This is a genomic window from uncultured Paenalcaligenes sp. (genome assembly GCF_947630565.1).
Taxonomy (GTDB): domain Bacteria; phylum Pseudomonadota; class Gammaproteobacteria; order Burkholderiales; family Burkholderiaceae_B; genus Paenalcaligenes; species Paenalcaligenes faecalis.
Window position 1 is genome coordinate 1 of the sequence record NZ_CANRIC010000049.1, and the last position, 17,062, is coordinate 17,062.

The following is a 17,062-nucleotide window of genomic DNA, read 5'->3' on the forward strand; positions in this document are numbered from 1 at the left end:
AAACTCAAGAATAGCTGCTCTAATGTTCCCGGCCGCATCCGGCTCAACTACAGATAAGGCTTTATCAATTGTTTGTGGGGAGTCTGATGACTCCGCACAAACGAAAACGAGCAGGCCCGTTTCTATTTGTCCTACGGTTTGTTCACTTATGACAACTTTTGCTTTTTTTACTCGTTGCAATAGACAAATCATCGCTATATACCTTGGCTTATATGGACTTATTAACAATAAGGGTACAATAAAACACATGATGCAGATGTACTAATGGTTAATGAGTACGGTCTGATCTTAATGCATAACTGATTACCTCTATTGGAGAGCGTCCATGAATAACATGAGTCGGCGCCAGTTTTTTAAGGTGACAGGGGGGACACTCGCAGGGTCTAGTATGGCTTTGCTGGGTGTTGCACCTACACCTGCGGTAGCAGCCGCGCGTCAATATAAGTTGACGCGTATGGTCGAAACCCGCAGTACCTGTCCTTATTGCTCTGTGGCCTGTGGTATTTTACTGTATAGCTTAGGTGATGGTGGCATGAATGCCAAACCTAGCGTTGTACACATCGAAGGTGACCATGATCACCCTGTGAACCGTGGGACACTTTGTCCTAAAGGTGCAGGCTTGGTTGATTTCATCCACAGTCCAAATCGCCTAAAATACCCCGAGTACCGCGCGCCCGGTTCCGATACGTGGAAACGTATCTCTTGGGATGAGGCTTTGACGCGTATCGCGAAACTCATGAAAGAAGACCGCGATGCAAACTTTGTCCAGCAAACGGATGACGGTAAAACAGTTAACCGTTGGACTACAACAGGTATGTTGGCGGCATCTGCCAGTAGTAACGAGGTGGGCTATATCACCCACAAGGTTGCTCGTACCTTAGGAATGCTTGCATTCGATAACCAAGCACGCGTTTGACACGGTCCGACGGTGGCAGGTCTTGCCCCGACGTTTGGCCGAGGTGCGATGACGAACCATTGGGTCGACATCAAAAACGCTGACGTGGTTTTGATTATGGGCGGTAACGCGGCCGAAGCTCACCCGTGTGGTTTTAAATGGGTTACTGAAGCCAAAGCTCATAACAATGCAAAATTAATCGTAGTTGATCCTCGCTTTACCCGTTCGGCCTCCGTGTCGGACTTGTACGCGCCTATCCGTACTGGAACCGATATTGTGTTCCTGGGTGGTGTGATCAAATACTTACTAGATAACGACAAAATCCAACACGAGTACGTACGTAATTACACGGACTTCTCATTTGTTGTGCGTGAAGACTTTGATTTCGACGACGGAATTTTCTCCGGTTACGACGAAGAAAAACGTACCTACAATAAAGACTCATGGGATTACGAACGAGACGCAGATGGCATGGTGGTTGTAGACCGTACGCTGCAAAATCCTCGTTGTGTCTATCAGTTATTGAAAAAACACTACGAACGCTATACACCTGAAATGGTGAATCGTGTTTGTGGTACGCCGATTGATAAATTCAATCAGGTGTGTGAATTATTGGCTTCAACCTCTACTCCTGATCGTGCTGGCACGATTTTGTACGCATTGGGTTGGACTCAGCACTCTATCGGATCCCAGATTATTCGTACTGGGGCGATGATGCAGTTGCTCTTAGGTAACATTGGTATCGCTGGTGGCGGTATGAATGCACTGCGTGGACACTCCAACATTCAGGGTCTAACTGACTTGGGCTTAATGTCTAACCTATTGCCTGGTTACATGACATTGGCCAACGAGGCTGAGCAAGACTTTGATGCTTATATCGCAGCACGTGCACCTAAACAGCTACGTCCTAATCAGCTTAGTTACTGGAGCAATTACAAAAAGTTCCACGTAAGCTTGATGAAAGCGTGGTGGGGCGACCATGCCACAGAGTCAAACAATTATGCGTTTGATTACTTGCCTAAGCTCGACAAACTGTACGATATGTTGCAGACCTACGAGCTCATGAATCAGGGTAAGGTTAACGGTTATATCTGTCAGGGCTTTAATCCCTTGGCTGCGGCTCCCAACAAAGCGAAATTACTTAAAGGCTTCTCCAAGCTGAAATTCATGGTCATCATGGATCCATTGGTAACGGAAACCTCTGAGTTCTGGCGTAATGTGGGTGAGTACAACGACGTTAATACTGCTGATATCCAAACTGAGGTCTTCCGCTTACCAACTTCTTGTTTTGCCGAAGAAGAGGGTGCGTTAGTGAACTCAGGGCGCTGGTTACAGTGGCACTGGAAAGCCGCCGAACCACCAGGAGAGGCTAAAACTGACATCGAGATTATGGCTCGCCTGTATCAAGCCATCGCGACTCTTTACAAAGAAGAAGGTGGTGCGTACCCAGATCCTATCGTCAATTTACATTGGCCATACTTCAATCCGAATGACCCAACTGCCGAGGAATTGGCTAAAGAGTTAAACGGTAGAGCATTGGTTGATTTACGTAATACGAATGGGGATGTGATCCGTAAAGCCGGAGAACAGCTTGCTAGCTTTGCAGAAATGCGTGATGACGGTACGACCTTAGGTGGCTGTTGGATTTATGCTGGATCATGGACTGAGGCCGGAAATATGATGGCTCGCCGTGATAACAGTGATCCTACCGGTGTAGGTCAAACCTTAAAGTGGGCATGGGCATGGCCAGCAAACCGCCGTGTGCTATATAACCGTGCTTCCTGTGACTTAGATGGGAATCCATTTGACCCAACTCGCTCGCTTGTCCATTGGGATGGCAAAAAGTGGGGCGGGGCAGACGTTCCTGACTTTAAGGCAGATGAGCAGCCGCGCGATGGTATGGGGCCATTCATTATGAACCCCGAGGGCGTAGCACGTTTCTTTGCACGTAAAGGTATGGCTGAAGGCCCATTCCCTGTTCACTATGAGCCTTTCGAAACACCGCTTGGTTACAACCCTTTGTTTAAAGAAAACAAAAAAGCCACAAGTAACCCTGCAGCGCGCGTGTTTGACGGTGACTGGGAGCAGTTCGGCACTTCGGATAAATTCCCTTATGCGGCAACCACTTACCGCTTAACGGAGCATTTCCATTACTGGACTAAACACGTTCAACTAAACGCCATCGTGCAACCAGAGCAGTTTGTGGAGATCGGTGCGGAATTAGCGGGCGAGCTCGGTATCAAAGAAGGCGATACAGTAAAAGTATCCTCTAACCGTGGCTACATCAAAGCCAAGGCAGTGGTAACTAAACGTATTCGTGGCTTGGATATCGATGGCAAACGTGTGCATCATATTGGGATCCCGATTCACTGGGGCTTCTCTGGGGTGACTAAACCTGGTTTCTTGGCGAATACACTGACACCTTTTGTGGGTGATGGTAATTCACAGACACCAGAATTTAAGTCCTTCTTAGTCAACGTGGAAAAGGTATAAGGAGATAATCATGGCATTAAAAGCAATGGATATTAAACGTCGTTCAGCAACGACGACTCCTTCACCTGGCGTTCGTCATCCGATACCGGCTACCGAAGGTGTTGCCAAACTAATCGATACATCAAAATGTATTGGTTGTAAGGCATGTCAGGTAGCCTGTATGGAGTGGAACGATCTGCGTGATGAAATTGGTCATAACGTGGGTGTTTACGATAATCCGGCGGATTTAACCGAAAACACATGGACCTTGATGCGTTTTGCGGAACACGAGAAAGACGATGGTGATCTAGAGTGGTTAATTCGCAAAGATGGCTGTATGCATTGCGAAGACCCGGGCTGTTTAAAAGCATGTCCTTCACCGGGTGCTATTGTTCAGCACACAAACGGCATTGTGGACTTCAACCAAGAAAACTGTATTGGTTGTGGTTACTGTGTAACAGGCTGTCCTTTTGATGTACCTCGTATTTCAAAAACAGACAATAAAGCCTATAAATGTACGTTGTGTTCTGACCGTGTTGCCGTAGGTCAAGAGCCGGCTTGTGTAAAAACATGTCCTACTGGTGCGATCGTTTTTGGTACCAAAGAGGAAATGAAGCATCATGCCGAGGGCCGTATCGTAGACTTGCAATCTCGTGGTTACGACAATGCAGGTTTGTATGACCCACAAGGTGTTGGTGGCACACACGTCATGTATGTGTTGCACCATGCTGATAAACCGGAGCTTTACAGCAACTTGCCTAAAGATCCGCAAATCAGCCCGATGGTTTCTGTTTGGAAGGGTTTGGCGAAACCATTTGGTGTAGCAACTATGGCTATTACTGCTTTGGTAGGGTTCATTCACTACATGCGCACTGGTCCAGTAGAGGTTACCGAAGAGGACGAACGCGCAGCCAAGGAGGAAACTCATGTCTGATCCTAAAAAATACTCTATTGTTCGGTACACACCGGGCCAGCGTATCAATCACTGGATCATTGCTTTAAGCTTTGTGCTTTTAGCAGTTTCTGGCTTGGCTTTGTTTCATCCGTCGATGTTTTGGATGACAAACCTGCTAGGTGGTGGTCCTTGGACGCGTATTCTGCATCCCTTTATTGGGGTGGTGATGTTCGTTAGCTTCTTTGCGTTTGCTATTCGTTTATGGCGTTTTAACAAAATAACGAAAAAAGACCGCGAGTGGTTAGCCGCTATGCCTAAGGTATTGAAAAACGAAACGGCTGGCGTGCCAGACACCGATCGCTATAACGGTGGCCAAAAGCTCTTGTTCTATGTATTAATTCTATTAATGCTAGGGCTTATGGCTTCGGGCGTAGTGATGTGGCGTGAATACTTCTCGCATCTATTCGGTATAGAAATGGTGCGGTTGGCGTCATTGCTGCATGCTTTCTTTGCTTTTTTGCTAATTTGTGCGATTATTATTCACATTTATGCAGGTATCTGGGTAAAAGGTTCTGTTCGTGCCATGACACGTGGCACGGTTACCCCAGGTTGGGCATGGAAAAACCACCGCGATTGGTACAGACGTATCGTACGTAATCCTGACGCAGAATAAGTTTTTTCTGCCTTAAGGCTAAAATGGCTGCTATCGTCATCTATAGGCGATAGCAGCCGTATTTTTCTAGGAGTCCAGATGCAACGCATTCTGCCCCGTGGTGAGATCGAGAGTTTGGATCACACCCATATCCCCCGTATATTCCAAGCACAAGAACGTTTTGTGTTCCAAGAGCGCGCCAATCGTCTGCGTCAATTAGCGGCAGACAGTGCAATAGGTGGCTATTTGTTATTGATGGCGCATGTGGTTGATGCCCAGCACGAGGCGTTGTCTATACCTCGATCTTTTCCTAGTGCCTCTTCAGAGGTGATTGATCGGGCACAGGCTCATGGTATGCCACCACTTCAAGCAACAGGCTGGCCGCGTGATCCACAGTGGTTGGTTATTCTGACCGAAATCCTTGATTATGTGCAAAAACAGAGTGACGTGTCTGATGCCGCTAAAGGTATTATGCAAGGCATTGCCACAGACATCGCTGATCAGCCTGAAATTATCGAATCATTAGCTGATGCGTTACTTGCTCGGTTTGATGAGGGTGTTGATGCGGCTCGTGCGCCGTTTGTTATGGCGGCCTTACAGGTATATTGGACACGATTAGCCATTGATTTTGATAAAGATCAGCTGCCTGTTATTACTCCATTTGGTGTTTGTCCTTGTTGTGGTAGCTTGCCTGTATCTACTGTGGTGCGTATAGGTGGCTCCAGAGAGGGAATGCGTTATGCGACCTGTTCTCTTTGCTCTACCGAGTGGCATATCGTACGAGTGACCTGTACACATTGCGAGGATACACAAAAGGTTTCCTTCCATGCAATCGAAGAGGGCTCTGATGCAATTAAAGCTGAGGCCTGTGGTTCATGTAATACCTACCGTAAAATCTTTTACCAAGAGAAAGATCAGATGGTAGAGGCCGTAGCGGATGATTTAGCCAGTCTAGAGTTAGATATGTTGATGGGGGATGAGGGCTTTTTCCGTATCAACGATAATCCATTGTTATGGCAACAGTCGTCGTCTGAAGAGTAATTATGTCATCGCCTTGTCAGTCTACTGATCGTTTAGCTCGTGCAGCAGATATTCCTGCTGTGGATCGTTTATTAAAACAGGCAGGTATTATTGCCTTAGTACAGCAGCATGGTCATCAGTTGGTGACTCAGCAGTTACGCTATGTGCTAAATGAATTGCGTCAACAGGCGCTAGCAAATGCTTTGCCTATGCATCAATTAGAGCCTACCACATTGCTGCTACGTTTTAATGAGCACCTTAAACGTTATTTACAGCCTAAGTTACGTCCAATGATTAATTTGACGGGGACGGTATTGCATACGAACTTAGGGCGAGCTTTATTACCTGACGAGGCGATTCAATCGGTAGTGACGGCATTGAAAACGCCCTCTAATTTAGAGTTTGATGTGGCCACCGGTAAACGGGGCGACAGAGATGATCTAATCGAAGACCTAATTTGTGAGCTAACCGGCGCAGAGGCCGCTACGGTGGTAAATAACAATGCCGCAGCGGTTTTATTGATGCTAGGGACAATGGCTACAGATAAAGAGGTCATTGTGTCGCGTGGCGAGCTCGTCGAAATCGGGGGCGCTTTTCGCATTCCTGATATTATGAAACGTGCGGGCGCGCAGTTGGTTGAGGTGGGCACAACCAATCGTACACATGCTTATGATTACGAAAGTGCGATTACAACGAATACGGGTATGCTCATGAAGGTCCACTGCAGTAATTATGCAGTGGTCGGTTTTACCAAAGAGGTACCTTTGGATGAAATGGTAGCAATCGGTCGTCGGCACGGCATTCCTACGACAGTGGATTTAGGCAGTGGCACCTTAGTGGATTTGGCACAATGGGGCTTGCCTCAAGAGCCAACCGTGAAACAAACCATCGAGGCAGGGGCCGATGTGGTGACTTTTAGCGGTGATAAACTATTAGGTGGGCCGCAAGCTGGGTTGATTGTGGGTCGCAAAGACTTGATACAGGCCATTAAAAAAAATCCGCTAAAAAGAGCATTACGTGTAGGGAAATTGACATTGGCCGCTTTAGAGCCAGTCTTATCTCTCTATCGTAGTCCCGAACTTTTATCTGAACGCTTGACGACGTTACGTTTGTTGACTCGACCTCAGGCAGAGATGCAACAGCAGGCAACTTTCTTACAGCCTTTATTGCAGCAGACCTTAGGGGCTGATTATTGTGTTGAGGCTGAACCTATGTTTAGTCAAATTGGTAGCGGCGCTATGCCTGTAGATGTGCTACCTAGCTACGGCTTAGCCGTTCGTTATGTGGGTTCAGGTCGTGCTGGACGTCCTATTATGCAAGTAGAGCAGTGGTTGCGCGGTTTAGATCGTCCGGTTATTGGTCGTATACATCACGATACGTTGTATTTGGATTTACGTTGCCTCAGTGATGAAGACCTAACGCAGTTACCGCTTTTATGGAGTACTCCCTTAGCATGATTGTTGGCACAGCCGGTCATATTGACCATGGAAAAACGGCACTGATTCGTGCCTTAACGGGTGTGAATACCGATCGCTTAGTTGATGAGCAAAAACGAGGTATTACGATTGCTTTGGGGTATGCCTATAGCCCTTTGGATAATGGTGATATTTTGGGCTTTGTGGATGTGCCGGGGCATGAGAGTCTGGTGCATACGATGGTTGCTGGGGCGTCTGGCATTGACTATGCCATGTTAGTCGTAGCGGCTGATGATGGGATCATGCCACAAACCCAGGAACACATTGCTATTTTATCTTTGCTTGGTTTGCAGCGAGGCTGTGTTGTTATTACAAAAAAAGATCGTGCAGATTCATCGCGTATTAGCACATTGCAAAATGACCTAACGGCATTGTTGCAAAACACGTTTTTGGCTACTGCCCCTTGTTTTGTTGTGGACAGTTTGTCTACTGTTGGCATTGCCGAACTAAATCAACATTTACATGATCAGGCCCAGCGCATAGAGAGACGAGCTGCAGATGGTTTGTTTAGACTAGCCGTGGATCGTGTATTTACCCTAGAAGGGCAGGGTACGGTCGTTACAGGAACTGTGTATGCAGGTTTAGCTCATGCTAATGATGCGCATGCTGATATTCAATTGATGCCAGCAAAAAAAACGGTACGTCTGCGCAGTATTCATGCTCAAAATACGCCCAGTGCTACGGCTTTAGCCGGACAACGTTGTGCGCTTAATTTGGCAGGTATTGCCAAAGACCAAATAGAACGAGGCGATTGGATTGCGGATGCACGGTGTTTTGAACCTTCTGTACGTGTGGATGTACGTTTAAATTTATTGTCTAGTGCAGATGCGGCGATTAAAACGTGGTCTCCTCTGCATGTACATATCGGTGCAGCCCATTATTTGGCGCATGTGGTGCCTCTTAGCCAAGATCTAATCCAACCAGGACAAACAGCGTTGGCTCAATTGGTATTTGATACACCAATTTGCGCTATGCCCAGTGACCGTTTTATTTTGCGTAACGCTCAGGCGAAACTCACCGTAGGGGGAGGGGTTGTTCTGGATCCGAATGCCCCAGATCGAAAACGTAGGGCGTTGGCGCGTCTAGCTTGGTTAGATGGGGTAGAGAGCTATTTAGACGGCAGGGGGTTGGAGTCGTTGTCGCGTCAGGCTCCTTATGGTTTAAGTGTCCTGTTTTTGCAGCGTTTAATTGGGGGCGAGGTCCATGATTTACGGATTCCAGAGTCAGCCCTATGGGTAAAATCGTCTCGTCATAGCTCACAGGTTCTCATCCATAACAATGCATGGGAGTATTTATTAGCGCGGGTTGAAACAGTATTGGCAGAGGCTCATGAGCGTTACCCTGATGAACCGGGGGTAGAGGCGGCTCGATTACGCCGTATGGTGGCTCCCAAAGCGTCTGATACCTTATGGTTTGCTGTATTGCAGACTTTAACAGAGCGTCATCGGGTTGCACTAAATGGGCCGTGGTATCACTTGACGGCCCATACCGTGAGCTTTAGCCCCGAAGAGGAGTCTATTGCGCACCAGTTGATAGGGCTATCTTATGCGGGCCAGTATAATCCGCCGTGGGTACGGGATATGGCGGCCACTTTAGAGGTTCCAGAGGAGCAGTTACGTGTGCTAGGGCGTAAATTAGTTCGCCAAGGGGTGTTGTTTCAGGTCGTGCGTGATCTATACTATCATCGAGATCATGTTGTTGCTTTAGCAAATCATTTCTCGGAGCTTTCCGCTGAAAAAGGGCTTAAAGCCGCTGATTTTAGGGATCATTTGTCCTTAGGGCGAAAAAGAACGATTCAAATCCTCGAATTCTTTGAGCGTATTGGCTATACTCGTCGATTAAGGGATCGTCATTTAATTCGTCCTGATAATACTGTTTTTAGCAAATCATCCACTTAAGTGATTTGCCTATCTAAACGGAAGGTATTCGTGTCTGGTGATGCGGCTGGGCTTCAAACCCAGTTGGGGGTGTTAGACACTCCTAGGTAGGTTCGACTCCTGCTACCTTCCGCCATCTTTTATTTGGCCATTAGTGCAACGTGTTTTGCCAATCTTTCGAGTTTCGGAGCCAATCTCATGTCAAATCCCCTTTCTACTGACGCTGTGCGTCTGACTTCGCTTGCCCATGGTGGCGGTTGTGGTTGCAAAATCGCCCCCGGTGTGTTGTCTGAGCTGTTGTCTTCTATGCCCTCTATGCAAGGGTATACCAATTTATTGGTGGGTACAGATACCTCTGATGATGCGGCAGTCTATCAGCTAAATGAACAACAGGCCTTAATCGCAACGACCGATTTTTTTATGCCTATTGTGGATGATCCGTATGATTTTGGACGTATTGCCGCAACGAATGCCTTGTCGGATGTGTATGCAATGGGTGGTACGCCTATTATGGCGTTAGCGATTGTGGGGATGCCCATAAATACCATGAGTAAAACTGATATTGGCTTAATCCTAAAAGGGGGGGCTGATGTCTGTCAGGCCGCTGGCATTCCTGTTGCGGGTGGTCATTCCATTGATTCGGTTGAGCCGATTTATGGTTTGGCGGCGATGGGGTTAGTACATCCTAAACAGGTGCGTAAAAATGCGTCAGCCCAAGCCGGTGATGTATTGATTTTAGGTAAAGGCCTAGGTGTGGGTGTTATGTCAGCTGCCTTTAAGAAAAATCAGCTCTCAGACGCCGATTATGCCGTCATGATTCAAAGTACAACCCAATTAAATAAACCAGGCATTGCTTTGGCCTCTTTAGATGGGGTGCACGCGTTAACCGATGTGACCGGTTTTGGTTTGTTGGGGCATGCGTGGGAGATTGCGCGGGGTTCTGAGCTGCAGTTAATGATAGATTTTGCTCAATTGCCTTGGTTACCTAATGTGCCTGAATTAGCGGCGCAGGGTTTTATTACCGGCGCTTCTGGCCGTAACTGGCAAGCGTATGGTGAGCATATTGATTTATGTGCTTCTTTGACAGAGACACAGCGCGGTATGCTGACAGATCCTCAGACCTCGGGTGGGTTATTGGTTTCATGTCGCCCTGATGTCGCGGATCAGGTTGTCGCCTTATTCCATGACCAAGGTTTTGAGTATGCGTGTGTTATTGGTGAGGCCCAGCGTGGGCCCCCCGGGGTTCACGTCAGATAAGAAACACGGATTATACGCTACACACAAAAAGCCTCAGGACCATAGACGTATTTATGGCCCTGGGGCTTTTTGATTTAAATAGGCATCGCTAGAGTCAGCAATAACGCATTGCCTTTAACTCGATTTTTTACATTAAATTCATGCATGGATTTAAGGCGAAAGGTGGTGCCTTGGGGCGTCGTGTAACCAACATGAAAGCCTGCTGCAGAACTGCGCCCTTTATAGGCCCCCAGTACGGCTCCAGCGCCTGAGTCGGCACTGATTTGTTGGTAGTGGTAGGCATTGATCCCGACTTGCCAGCGATTGCTTAAATAGCGAGAAATCACACCATCCCAATGTATTTCTTGACCGCTTTTGTAGTGTGGTTTTTGATTTTTACTATTGAGCGTATGGCCCACAATTTGAGTGATCTCCCATTGCTGGGTTGTAGAGAACCAACTAAGGGCCAGACTATTATCCCAAGACCAATGCTTATAACCCATATTGGATAGGTTGCCGACTTTGTATTGGCCAATGGGTATATTGACTGAGCTAGACCATTGCCAGTGCCAGTTATTAATTTGATTACCTATAAAGGCGCCCAACACAGGATCACCAATGGATAGCTTTTTATCACGTAAAGCCACGAGCTCTAATGGGCTTTCTTGCCAATTTAGGTCTACCTGAGCTCGCGTGTTTTTATACCCGATAGGAAAGGTGGCCAGTAAACCAAATTTTTGTTGTGCTATGGATTTGTCACTGATCCAAATGATGGTAGGTAGGTTAACCATGGCGGTAGCACGCACATTAGCCACAATTTCTCCATCGATAGGTAAAAGAGCACTACTTTGGCTTTTGGCTCTATACATATAGGTGTCATTTTGAAAGTACCATCCAGGTGGCCCTATAACCTCAGCGGTACTGCCTTTGGAGCCCATTAAATAGGTTCCATTACCATTTTCCGCTGCGTTGGCCGGTAAATAAACGGTATAAGCTATAAGTAAAAGAGTTAAAGCAAGTCGATTTTTTAATATTTATTTTATTTTGTTTTCATTTTTAATTTTTTGTATTTTTCATAGCTAATGAGATGATTTTTTAAATCAGTTGGATTCAGATCTGGGCTTTAGTATATTGGTAATTCAAAGAGTTTGCATTCGCTCTTCTTATTTATTTTGGTTGATATCATGTATCAAATAAACAGGTATAAAAATAAAATCAATACACTAATCAAAAGCAGTCTTTTGTTTTTGATTATATTGATTCATGTCGTAAGTCTTTCAGCCAAAGCTCAGGATGTGGATGCACTTAGTGGGATATCTGTAGGGTTGGAGCAGGCTCGGCTCGATTTAAAAGTGATTCAAAATACACTAAATGAGTCAGAGCGTAGCCTAAGTGATCAGCAGTTACTTGATTTACGTAATCGCTTATTTTCTATTCAGTCTCAGGCAGGATCTATTGATGAGTCTTTGTCTCCTGCTTTAGTGGGGGTGCAGGCTCGATTAGCGGAGTTGGGGCAATCGGATCCAGAGGTGGCTGAGGACGAGGACGTTAAAAAGCAGAGAGAAAACCTCACCAGCGAAGCCACTAGCATCAGTAGTCAATTAAAAATAACCCGCTTGATCGCTGTAGAGGCAGAGCAAGCCCTAGAGGACTTAGGTAATAGGCGTAGGCAGCAATTTCAGGCGGTGATTAGCCAACGCGGTTTATCACCGTTTTCACCTTCGTTATGGTCGCAATTAAGGCATAAACTCCCTGAGGATTTGATTGCGTTAAAGCTGAGCTTTAGCACGTTTAGAGATAGTCTTACCGAGGTCTCTGCCGGAGCCAAATCCTTTTTTATCATAATGGCCTTAGTTTGGGTGCTTAGCTGCCTTTACGTATGGAAATTATTTATCCGATTTTTGTTAACGCGTAGTCAGTCTACTCGGTTACGGCGTAGTTTATTGGCAACGATGTTAGTAGGTGTGTATGTATCTATCCCTACCGGAATGTTATTGATTCTCTTTTCTATTATGAATAGGGCGCAGGGACTAAGCCAAGAGCTAGAGGTATTTTTACAGCAATTTGTAGGTGTGGTGGCTTTGGCTTCTTTTATGGCAGGATTAGGCCGAGCTTTATTAGCTCCTACTAAACCAAGTTGGCGTTTACCAAACCTGCCTAATTCTGTCGCTAAGTCGCTGCAGTGGTTACCGGTGGTGTTGGGTGTAGTCATCGTGACACTTTGGACTTTGCAGCAACTAACACATGTGGTGAGCTCCAGTATCAGTACGGTCTTACTGACTAATGGCTTATTTGCAATGGGGCTCAATGTGGTGGTTGGACTGGGGGCCTGGAGAGCGCAACGGTATTATGCCTCAGAAGGGCAGCTAACTCTTGCCACTCCACTTGCAACAAGCCTACATGGATTGGCATTAAAGCTGGTATTGGTTGCAGTGGTATTAAGTTTGTTTATGTTGGCCATTGGGTATACCGCTCTGAGTAATCTGATCATTCAAGAGGTTATCTGGTTGGCATTGGTGGTATTTACGACCTATCTTTTGTTTTGTCTAATTGGGGACGTAGCCAATGCAGCCTTAAATAGGTTTAAAGAGGATCAAGGGGCTCAGCAGCTTACAGAAAGTCAGGGGCGCGTACGTAGCCAAATGGCTTTGTTATTAGCTGGTGCAATTAAGATTCTATTATTGCTTGTGGCCTTAACTTTATTCTTTTTGCCGTTTGGTGAGGACCCGATGGTGTGGTTGCACCGTCGCTTAGCTTTTTTATTCCAAGGTTTTACTTTCGGAGAGGTCACGCTAAAACCGGCGGCTTTTTTATACGGTGCCATCGTTTTAGTTGTGGGGACGTGGGTGGTACAAAGCTTACAAAGTTGGCTGGCTGAGCGTTATTTGCCCCATACGCGACTTGACCCCGGGATGCGCTCATCCGCAGCTCGACTGGTCAGTTATGTGGGTTATGTGGTGGCAGGGGTCATGGCACTATCAGCAGCAGGCATTGGGTTTGACCGCATGGCTTGGATTGTCAGTGCGTTATCTGTGGGTATAGGTTTTGGCTTGCAGGCCGTGGTGCAGAACTTTGTTTCGGGTTTGCTGCTCTTAGCTGAACGTCCCATCAAAGTGGGGGATTGGGTTAGTTTAGGCACGGTAGAGGGCAATGTACGTCGTATTAACGCACGGGCAACAGAAATTGAAATGTTTGATCGTTCAACTGTCATTGTGCCAAATTCCGAGTTCATTACGAAGACGGTTCGCAATGTTACGCTCAGTGACCCGTTGGGGCGGGGGCGTATCACAGTAGTCATGCCAGTAAATACCAATGCGAGCGTGGTGCGTCAATGTTTATTGGATGCGGTGGAGAGTACCGAAGAGGTGCTGACAGAGCCCAGTCCCAGTGTGATTATTGATGGCTTTGAGTCTGGTGGTATTGCATTTAGTTTGTACTTTTTTGTGGCATCCCCTCGGTTGGTCAATGGTATTCGTAGTCAGGTGTTTTTTAAAGTATTAGAAAATTTTGAAAAAATAAGTCTTGCTTTACATCCAACGCAGCGGATGGAGTTGGTCGAAACGACGGCTTCGCCAGTAGGCTCGACTGCTACAAAAGCAGAAAGCTCGTAATGTACGTTTTTAGGTTCCTTACTGGAGGTCGTTTAGATGATGAGAGAGGTTGATGTTGAGGCTATTTTGGCGCAGCTTAGCACCGAAGAAAAGGTGGCGTTGCTGCACGGTACAGGTATGGATATTGCCGTCAATATAGGATCGATTAAGGGTAGGGTTCCGGGAGCTGGAGGCGAGACATTTGCTATAGATCGTTTAGGTGTTCCAGCTACTATTTTATGTGATGGTCCAGCAGGCGTGCGTATTGATGCCACACGGCCTGATACGGATAAGACGTTCTATACCACTGCCTTTCCCTGTGAGAGTGCATTAGCTAGCACTTGGGATCGTGACTTGGCCTTTAAGATGGGGCAAGCTATGGGTAATGGCGGTACCAATTATTGAGGGTGCTCAGTCCCAAGGGGTTGGTACATCGTTGAAGCACTACGCGGCCAATAACCAAGAAACCAATCGTACCTTTAACAACTCATTGGTATCAGAGCGAGCGATGCGAGAGTTGTATTTACGAGCCTTTGAAATTGCGGTTAAAAGGGCGAAGCCATGGACCTTAATGACCACTTATAACAAGTTAAATGGCACATATACCAGTGAGCGTCATGATTTAAATACACAAATCTTACGTGAAGAGTGGGGGTTTACTGGTGTAGTGATGACAGACTGGTATTCTGGCTTTCCTGATCAGGCGGATATTTTAGATGATTCATTCATTAATGATGTGAGTGCACAGATTCGTGCTGGTAACGACTTAACGATGCCAGGGATGGATAGGCAGCAGGCCGCCGTGCTCGCAGATATCGAATCCGGAGCGTTATCTATGCAAGCGGTCGATACAGCCGTTACCAATGTATTAAAAATGATATTTAAAACGCCGGTTGCTAAACACTATGCGTATAACGATCAACCTGATTTGACAGCCCATGCCCAGTTAGCCCGACAGATTGTGGCGCAGGGGGTGGTGATGCTAAAAAATGAAGACCAAGCATTACCTTTGAATTTCAGTCATCATAAAATAGCGCCATTTGGGGTGGGCAGTACGCATCTGATTACGGGTGGAACAGGCAGTAGCGAGATCACGACTAAATACAAAGTGAGTGTGGTGGATGGGTTGATTGGCAATGAGGCACAGGTGGATGCGGATTTAGTACAAAAATACAAACCCTATACCCAAAGCTTTGTCGCTCAAGATTTGGCTAGCCGTGTTAGTAAGCTAGTGCCCTTTGCCAATGTACCTGAGCTAGATTTCACTGACGCAGAGATTGAGCAGGCAGCAACAAATAATACGGTTGCGTTATTTACGATTGGTCGCAATGCAACCGAAAAGTTTTTTTGGTGTGCCGGCAGACAACCCTACCGATATTCGCTATACCGAAGGTGTGTATGTGGGCTATCGTTATTATGATGCGTTTGCCAAAGAGGTGGCTTACCCATTTGGGTATGGTTTGTCATATACAAATTTCGATTACTCAGACATACAGATTCATGCTTTGCAACAAGACGGAATGTATCAGGTATCAGTAAAGATTAAAAACACCGGCAAAGTCGCTGGTCGAGAAATTGTGCAGTTATATGTTGCTGCGCCTAATCAAACCATCGATAAACCGCGTAAAGTGTTGGCTGACTTTGCTAAAACCGGCATGTTGTTACCAGGGCAATCGGAAACGCTGACGTTAAATATTGAGCCTAAGGACTTAGCTTCTTTTTATACCGATCGGGCTCAGTGGCTAGCAGAGGCGGGTGACTACGAGGCGATCATCGGACGATCCTCACGTGATCTGCCCTTGCGGATAGGCTTTTGTTTGGATGAGCCCTTACTTGTAGAGCAAGTCAAAAACGCATTTGTTGAAAAACTTGATTTTCAGGATTTGATTGGCCCTCAATCCTAAGAGTAAAAGGTTAATAATTAGTAAAATGCCCTTGGCAAGCCGAGGGCTTTATGTTTTAGTGGGCGTTATTTGCAGAAAAAGCGAAGGTAAAAAAGATGCGTTTATTGATGGTGCTCCTTATGACACTGCTGTTGGCAGCGTGTGGTTCTAGCCCTAAAAATACAGGGGGTGGCTCTGGGGCTGCGGCCGGTTATTATCGAGTGGTGAAAGGCGATACCCTCTCTAAAATTGCGCGTCAACATGGTCAGAGCGTGGATTCGTTAATGCGAGCAAATAAGATTCGTAATCCGAATCATTTGCAAGTGGGGCAGACATTGCGGGTCCAAGGCGGCTCATCTACGCCCCCGCCGCCAATGGGCTCAGCCGGTAGTTCTACAGTACAGCCACCTAGAGCGACTACCGGAGCGTCAGTTGCGGCACCTCGTAGTATTAAGCTTATTTGGCCTGCTGTGGGGTCGCACCGTCGAGGAACTGGTACTCAGTCCCAAGGCGTGTTTATTACTGGCTCACGAGGTGCAGCCATTAAGGCAGCAGCAGCGGGCAAAGTCATGTACGCTGGCAATGGTTTACGGGGCTACGGCAATATGGTCATTATTAGCCATGATGCGAACTTTATTAGTGTTTATGCACATAATGAGTCGATTAGCGTGAAAGAAAATCAAGCCGTAAAACAGGGGCAAACCATTGCTCAGATGGGCAGTTCAGATACCAATACCGTACAGCTGTATTTTGAGTTACGTTATAACGGTAAAGCGGTAGATGCAACGCGCCACTTGCCTAATAAATAAAAGGAGTGTGGGCTGATAGAGAGGGGTCAATCAGGAATAAGAGATAATGACATCGTCCGCATCGGATAGACGGTTTGGACGATGACCAAGCCAGCTACTAAGTCCAAGGCTATGTGCTGTACCTAAGCGCACACCTTGGACTTCTTTTTTTTCTAAAATTAGTTGAGTATCCTGTAAATACCCCATCTTTAATACACCACACACATAGAATTTATAATGTTAATTTATAGTCAATGGGTGTCATGTCATTGAGTGAAT

At 46.5% G+C, this 17,062-nt stretch carries 15 protein-coding genes and 1 tRNA gene; 13 read left to right on the forward strand and 3 right to left on the reverse strand.

Going from position 1 to position 17,062, the window contains the following annotated elements:
* The coding region (locus Q0Z62_RS08975) for a D-aminoacyl-tRNA deacylase (protein ID WP_298053593.1) at nucleotides 1-192 on the reverse strand (192 nt) is incomplete at its 3' end.
* A gap of 133 nt (nucleotides 193-325) precedes the next feature.
* Between Q0Z62_RS08975 and fdnG the strand changes: the two genes are divergently transcribed.
* The 8 genes from fdnG to selD all read left to right on the forward strand — a co-directional run bounded on the left by fdnG (nucleotide 326) and on the right by selD (nucleotide 10,543).
* Nucleotides 326-3,388 carry a formate dehydrogenase-N subunit alpha gene (fdnG, locus tag Q0Z62_RS08980; RefSeq protein ID WP_298053595.1) on the forward strand — a complete coding sequence of 1,021 codons (3,063 nt, stop codon included), beginning with the start codon at nucleotides 326-328 and terminating at the stop codon, nucleotides 3,386-3,388.
* Nucleotides 3,389-3,398: 10 nt separating this feature from the next.
* A complete protein-coding gene (gene fdxH / locus Q0Z62_RS08985; RefSeq protein WP_269899929.1) occupies nucleotides 3,399-4,301 on the forward strand; it encodes a formate dehydrogenase subunit beta in 903 nt (300 codons plus the stop codon).
* A complete protein-coding gene (locus Q0Z62_RS08990; RefSeq protein ID WP_269899928.1) occupies nucleotides 4,294-4,935 on the forward strand; it encodes a formate dehydrogenase subunit gamma in 642 nt (213 codons plus the stop codon). The genes fdxH and Q0Z62_RS08990 overlap by 8 nt, the downstream gene beginning before the upstream one ends.
* A gap of 78 nt (nucleotides 4,936-5,013) precedes the next feature.
* Nucleotides 5,014-5,955, forward strand: coding sequence for a formate dehydrogenase accessory protein FdhE (gene fdhE, locus Q0Z62_RS08995; RefSeq protein WP_298053599.1), 942 nt, complete (start codon nucleotides 5,014-5,016; stop codon nucleotides 5,953-5,955).
* Between the two features lie 2 nt (nucleotides 5,956-5,957).
* Nucleotides 5,958-7,391 (forward strand): L-seryl-tRNA(Sec) selenium transferase, encoded by a 1,434-nt coding sequence (selA, locus tag Q0Z62_RS09000; protein WP_298053602.1) that lies wholly within the window; start codon nucleotides 5,958-5,960, stop codon nucleotides 7,389-7,391.
* Complete coding sequence (gene selB / locus Q0Z62_RS09005; RefSeq protein WP_298053604.1) at nucleotides 7,388-9,307, forward strand: selenocysteine-specific translation elongation factor; 1,920 nt, start codon at nucleotides 7,388-7,390, stop codon at nucleotides 9,305-9,307. The genes selA and selB overlap by 4 nt, the downstream gene beginning before the upstream one ends.
* A gap of 19 nt (nucleotides 9,308-9,326) precedes the next feature.
* Nucleotides 9,327-9,422: transfer RNA gene (locus Q0Z62_RS09010), tRNA-Sec, on the forward strand.
* Between the two features lie 62 nt (nucleotides 9,423-9,484).
* On the forward strand, nucleotides 9,485-10,543 hold the full coding sequence (gene selD / locus Q0Z62_RS09015) for a selenide, water dikinase SelD (RefSeq protein ID WP_298053607.1): 1,059 nt from the start codon (nucleotides 9,485-9,487) through the stop codon (nucleotides 10,541-10,543).
* Nucleotides 10,544-10,617: 74 nt separating this feature from the next.
* Here the strand turns inward: selD and Q0Z62_RS09020 are convergent, their stop codons facing one another.
* Complete coding sequence (locus Q0Z62_RS09020) at nucleotides 10,618-11,460, reverse strand: transporter (protein ID WP_298053609.1); 843 nt, start codon at nucleotides 11,458-11,460, stop codon at nucleotides 10,618-10,620.
* A 309-nt stretch (nucleotides 11,461-11,769) separates the two neighbouring features.
* On the opposite strand from Q0Z62_RS09020, the gene Q0Z62_RS09025 reads away from it, so the two are divergent.
* The 5 genes from Q0Z62_RS09025 to Q0Z62_RS09045 all read left to right on the forward strand — a co-directional run bounded on the left by Q0Z62_RS09025 (nucleotide 11,770) and on the right by Q0Z62_RS09045 (nucleotide 16,804).
* Complete coding sequence (locus Q0Z62_RS09025) at nucleotides 11,770-14,133, forward strand: DUF3772 domain-containing protein (RefSeq protein ID WP_298053613.1); 2,364 nt, start codon at nucleotides 11,770-11,772, stop codon at nucleotides 14,131-14,133.
* Between the two features lie 36 nt (nucleotides 14,134-14,169).
* On the forward strand, nucleotides 14,170-14,517 hold the full coding sequence (locus Q0Z62_RS09030) for a hypothetical protein (protein WP_298053616.1): 348 nt from the start codon (nucleotides 14,170-14,172) through the stop codon (nucleotides 14,515-14,517).
* Nucleotides 14,498-15,532: a glycoside hydrolase family 3 N-terminal domain-containing protein gene (locus Q0Z62_RS09035; protein WP_298053619.1), complete on the forward strand. Its 1,035-nt coding sequence runs from the start codon at nucleotides 14,498-14,500 to the stop codon at nucleotides 15,530-15,532. The genes Q0Z62_RS09030 and Q0Z62_RS09035 overlap by 20 nt, the downstream gene beginning before the upstream one ends.
* Nucleotides 15,465-16,016 carry a fibronectin type III-like domain-contianing protein gene (locus Q0Z62_RS09040; RefSeq protein WP_298053623.1) on the forward strand — a complete coding sequence of 184 codons (552 nt, stop codon included), beginning with the start codon at nucleotides 15,465-15,467 and terminating at the stop codon, nucleotides 16,014-16,016. The genes Q0Z62_RS09035 and Q0Z62_RS09040 overlap by 68 nt, the downstream gene beginning before the upstream one ends.
* 119 nt (nucleotides 16,017-16,135) lie before the next feature.
* Nucleotides 16,136-16,804 carry a peptidoglycan DD-metalloendopeptidase family protein gene (locus Q0Z62_RS09045; protein WP_298053627.1) on the forward strand — a complete coding sequence of 223 codons (669 nt, stop codon included), beginning with the start codon at nucleotides 16,136-16,138 and terminating at the stop codon, nucleotides 16,802-16,804.
* A gap of 30 nt (nucleotides 16,805-16,834) precedes the next feature.
* Here the strand turns inward: Q0Z62_RS09045 and Q0Z62_RS09050 are convergent, their stop codons facing one another.
* The gene (locus Q0Z62_RS09050; protein ID WP_298053628.1) at nucleotides 16,835-16,990 is read right to left on the reverse strand and encodes a hypothetical protein; all 156 of its coding nucleotides are present in this window, start codon (nucleotides 16,988-16,990) and stop codon (nucleotides 16,835-16,837) included.
* Nucleotides 16,991-17,062 lie beyond the last annotated feature (72 nt).

Bases quoted from the DNA above. Each gene is read 5' to 3' on its own strand.
- selB (WP_298053604.1), top strand. From the start codon at position 7,388: ATGATTGTTGGCACAGCCGGTCATATTGACCATGGAAAAACGGCACTG.
- Q0Z62_RS09030 (WP_298053616.1), top strand. From the start codon at position 14,170: ATGATGAGAGAGGTTGATGTTGAGGCTATTTTGGCGCAGCTTAGCACC.
- Q0Z62_RS09050 (WP_298053628.1), bottom strand. From the start codon at position 16,990: ATGGGGTATTTACAGGATACTCAACTAATTTTAGAAAAAAAAGAAGTC.
- selA (WP_298053602.1), top strand. From the start codon at position 5,958: ATGTCATCGCCTTGTCAGTCTACTGATCGTTTAGCTCGTGCAGCAGAT.
- selD (WP_298053607.1), top strand. From the start codon at position 9,485: ATGTCAAATCCCCTTTCTACTGACGCTGTGCGTCTGACTTCGCTTGCC.
- Q0Z62_RS08990 (WP_269899928.1), top strand. From the start codon at position 4,294: ATGTCTGATCCTAAAAAATACTCTATTGTTCGGTACACACCGGGCCAG.
- Q0Z62_RS09020 (WP_298053609.1), bottom strand. From the start codon at position 11,460: ATGGGCTCCAAAGGCAGTACCGCTGAGGTTATAGGGCCACCTGGATGG.
- fdxH (WP_269899929.1), top strand. From the start codon at position 3,399: ATGGCATTAAAAGCAATGGATATTAAACGTCGTTCAGCAACGACGACT.
- Q0Z62_RS09035 (WP_298053619.1), top strand. From the start codon at position 14,498: ATGGCGGTACCAATTATTGAGGGTGCTCAGTCCCAAGGGGTTGGTACA.
- Q0Z62_RS09045 (WP_298053627.1), top strand. From the start codon at position 16,136: ATGACACTGCTGTTGGCAGCGTGTGGTTCTAGCCCTAAAAATACAGGG.
- fdhE (WP_298053599.1), top strand. From the start codon at position 5,014: ATGCAACGCATTCTGCCCCGTGGTGAGATCGAGAGTTTGGATCACACC.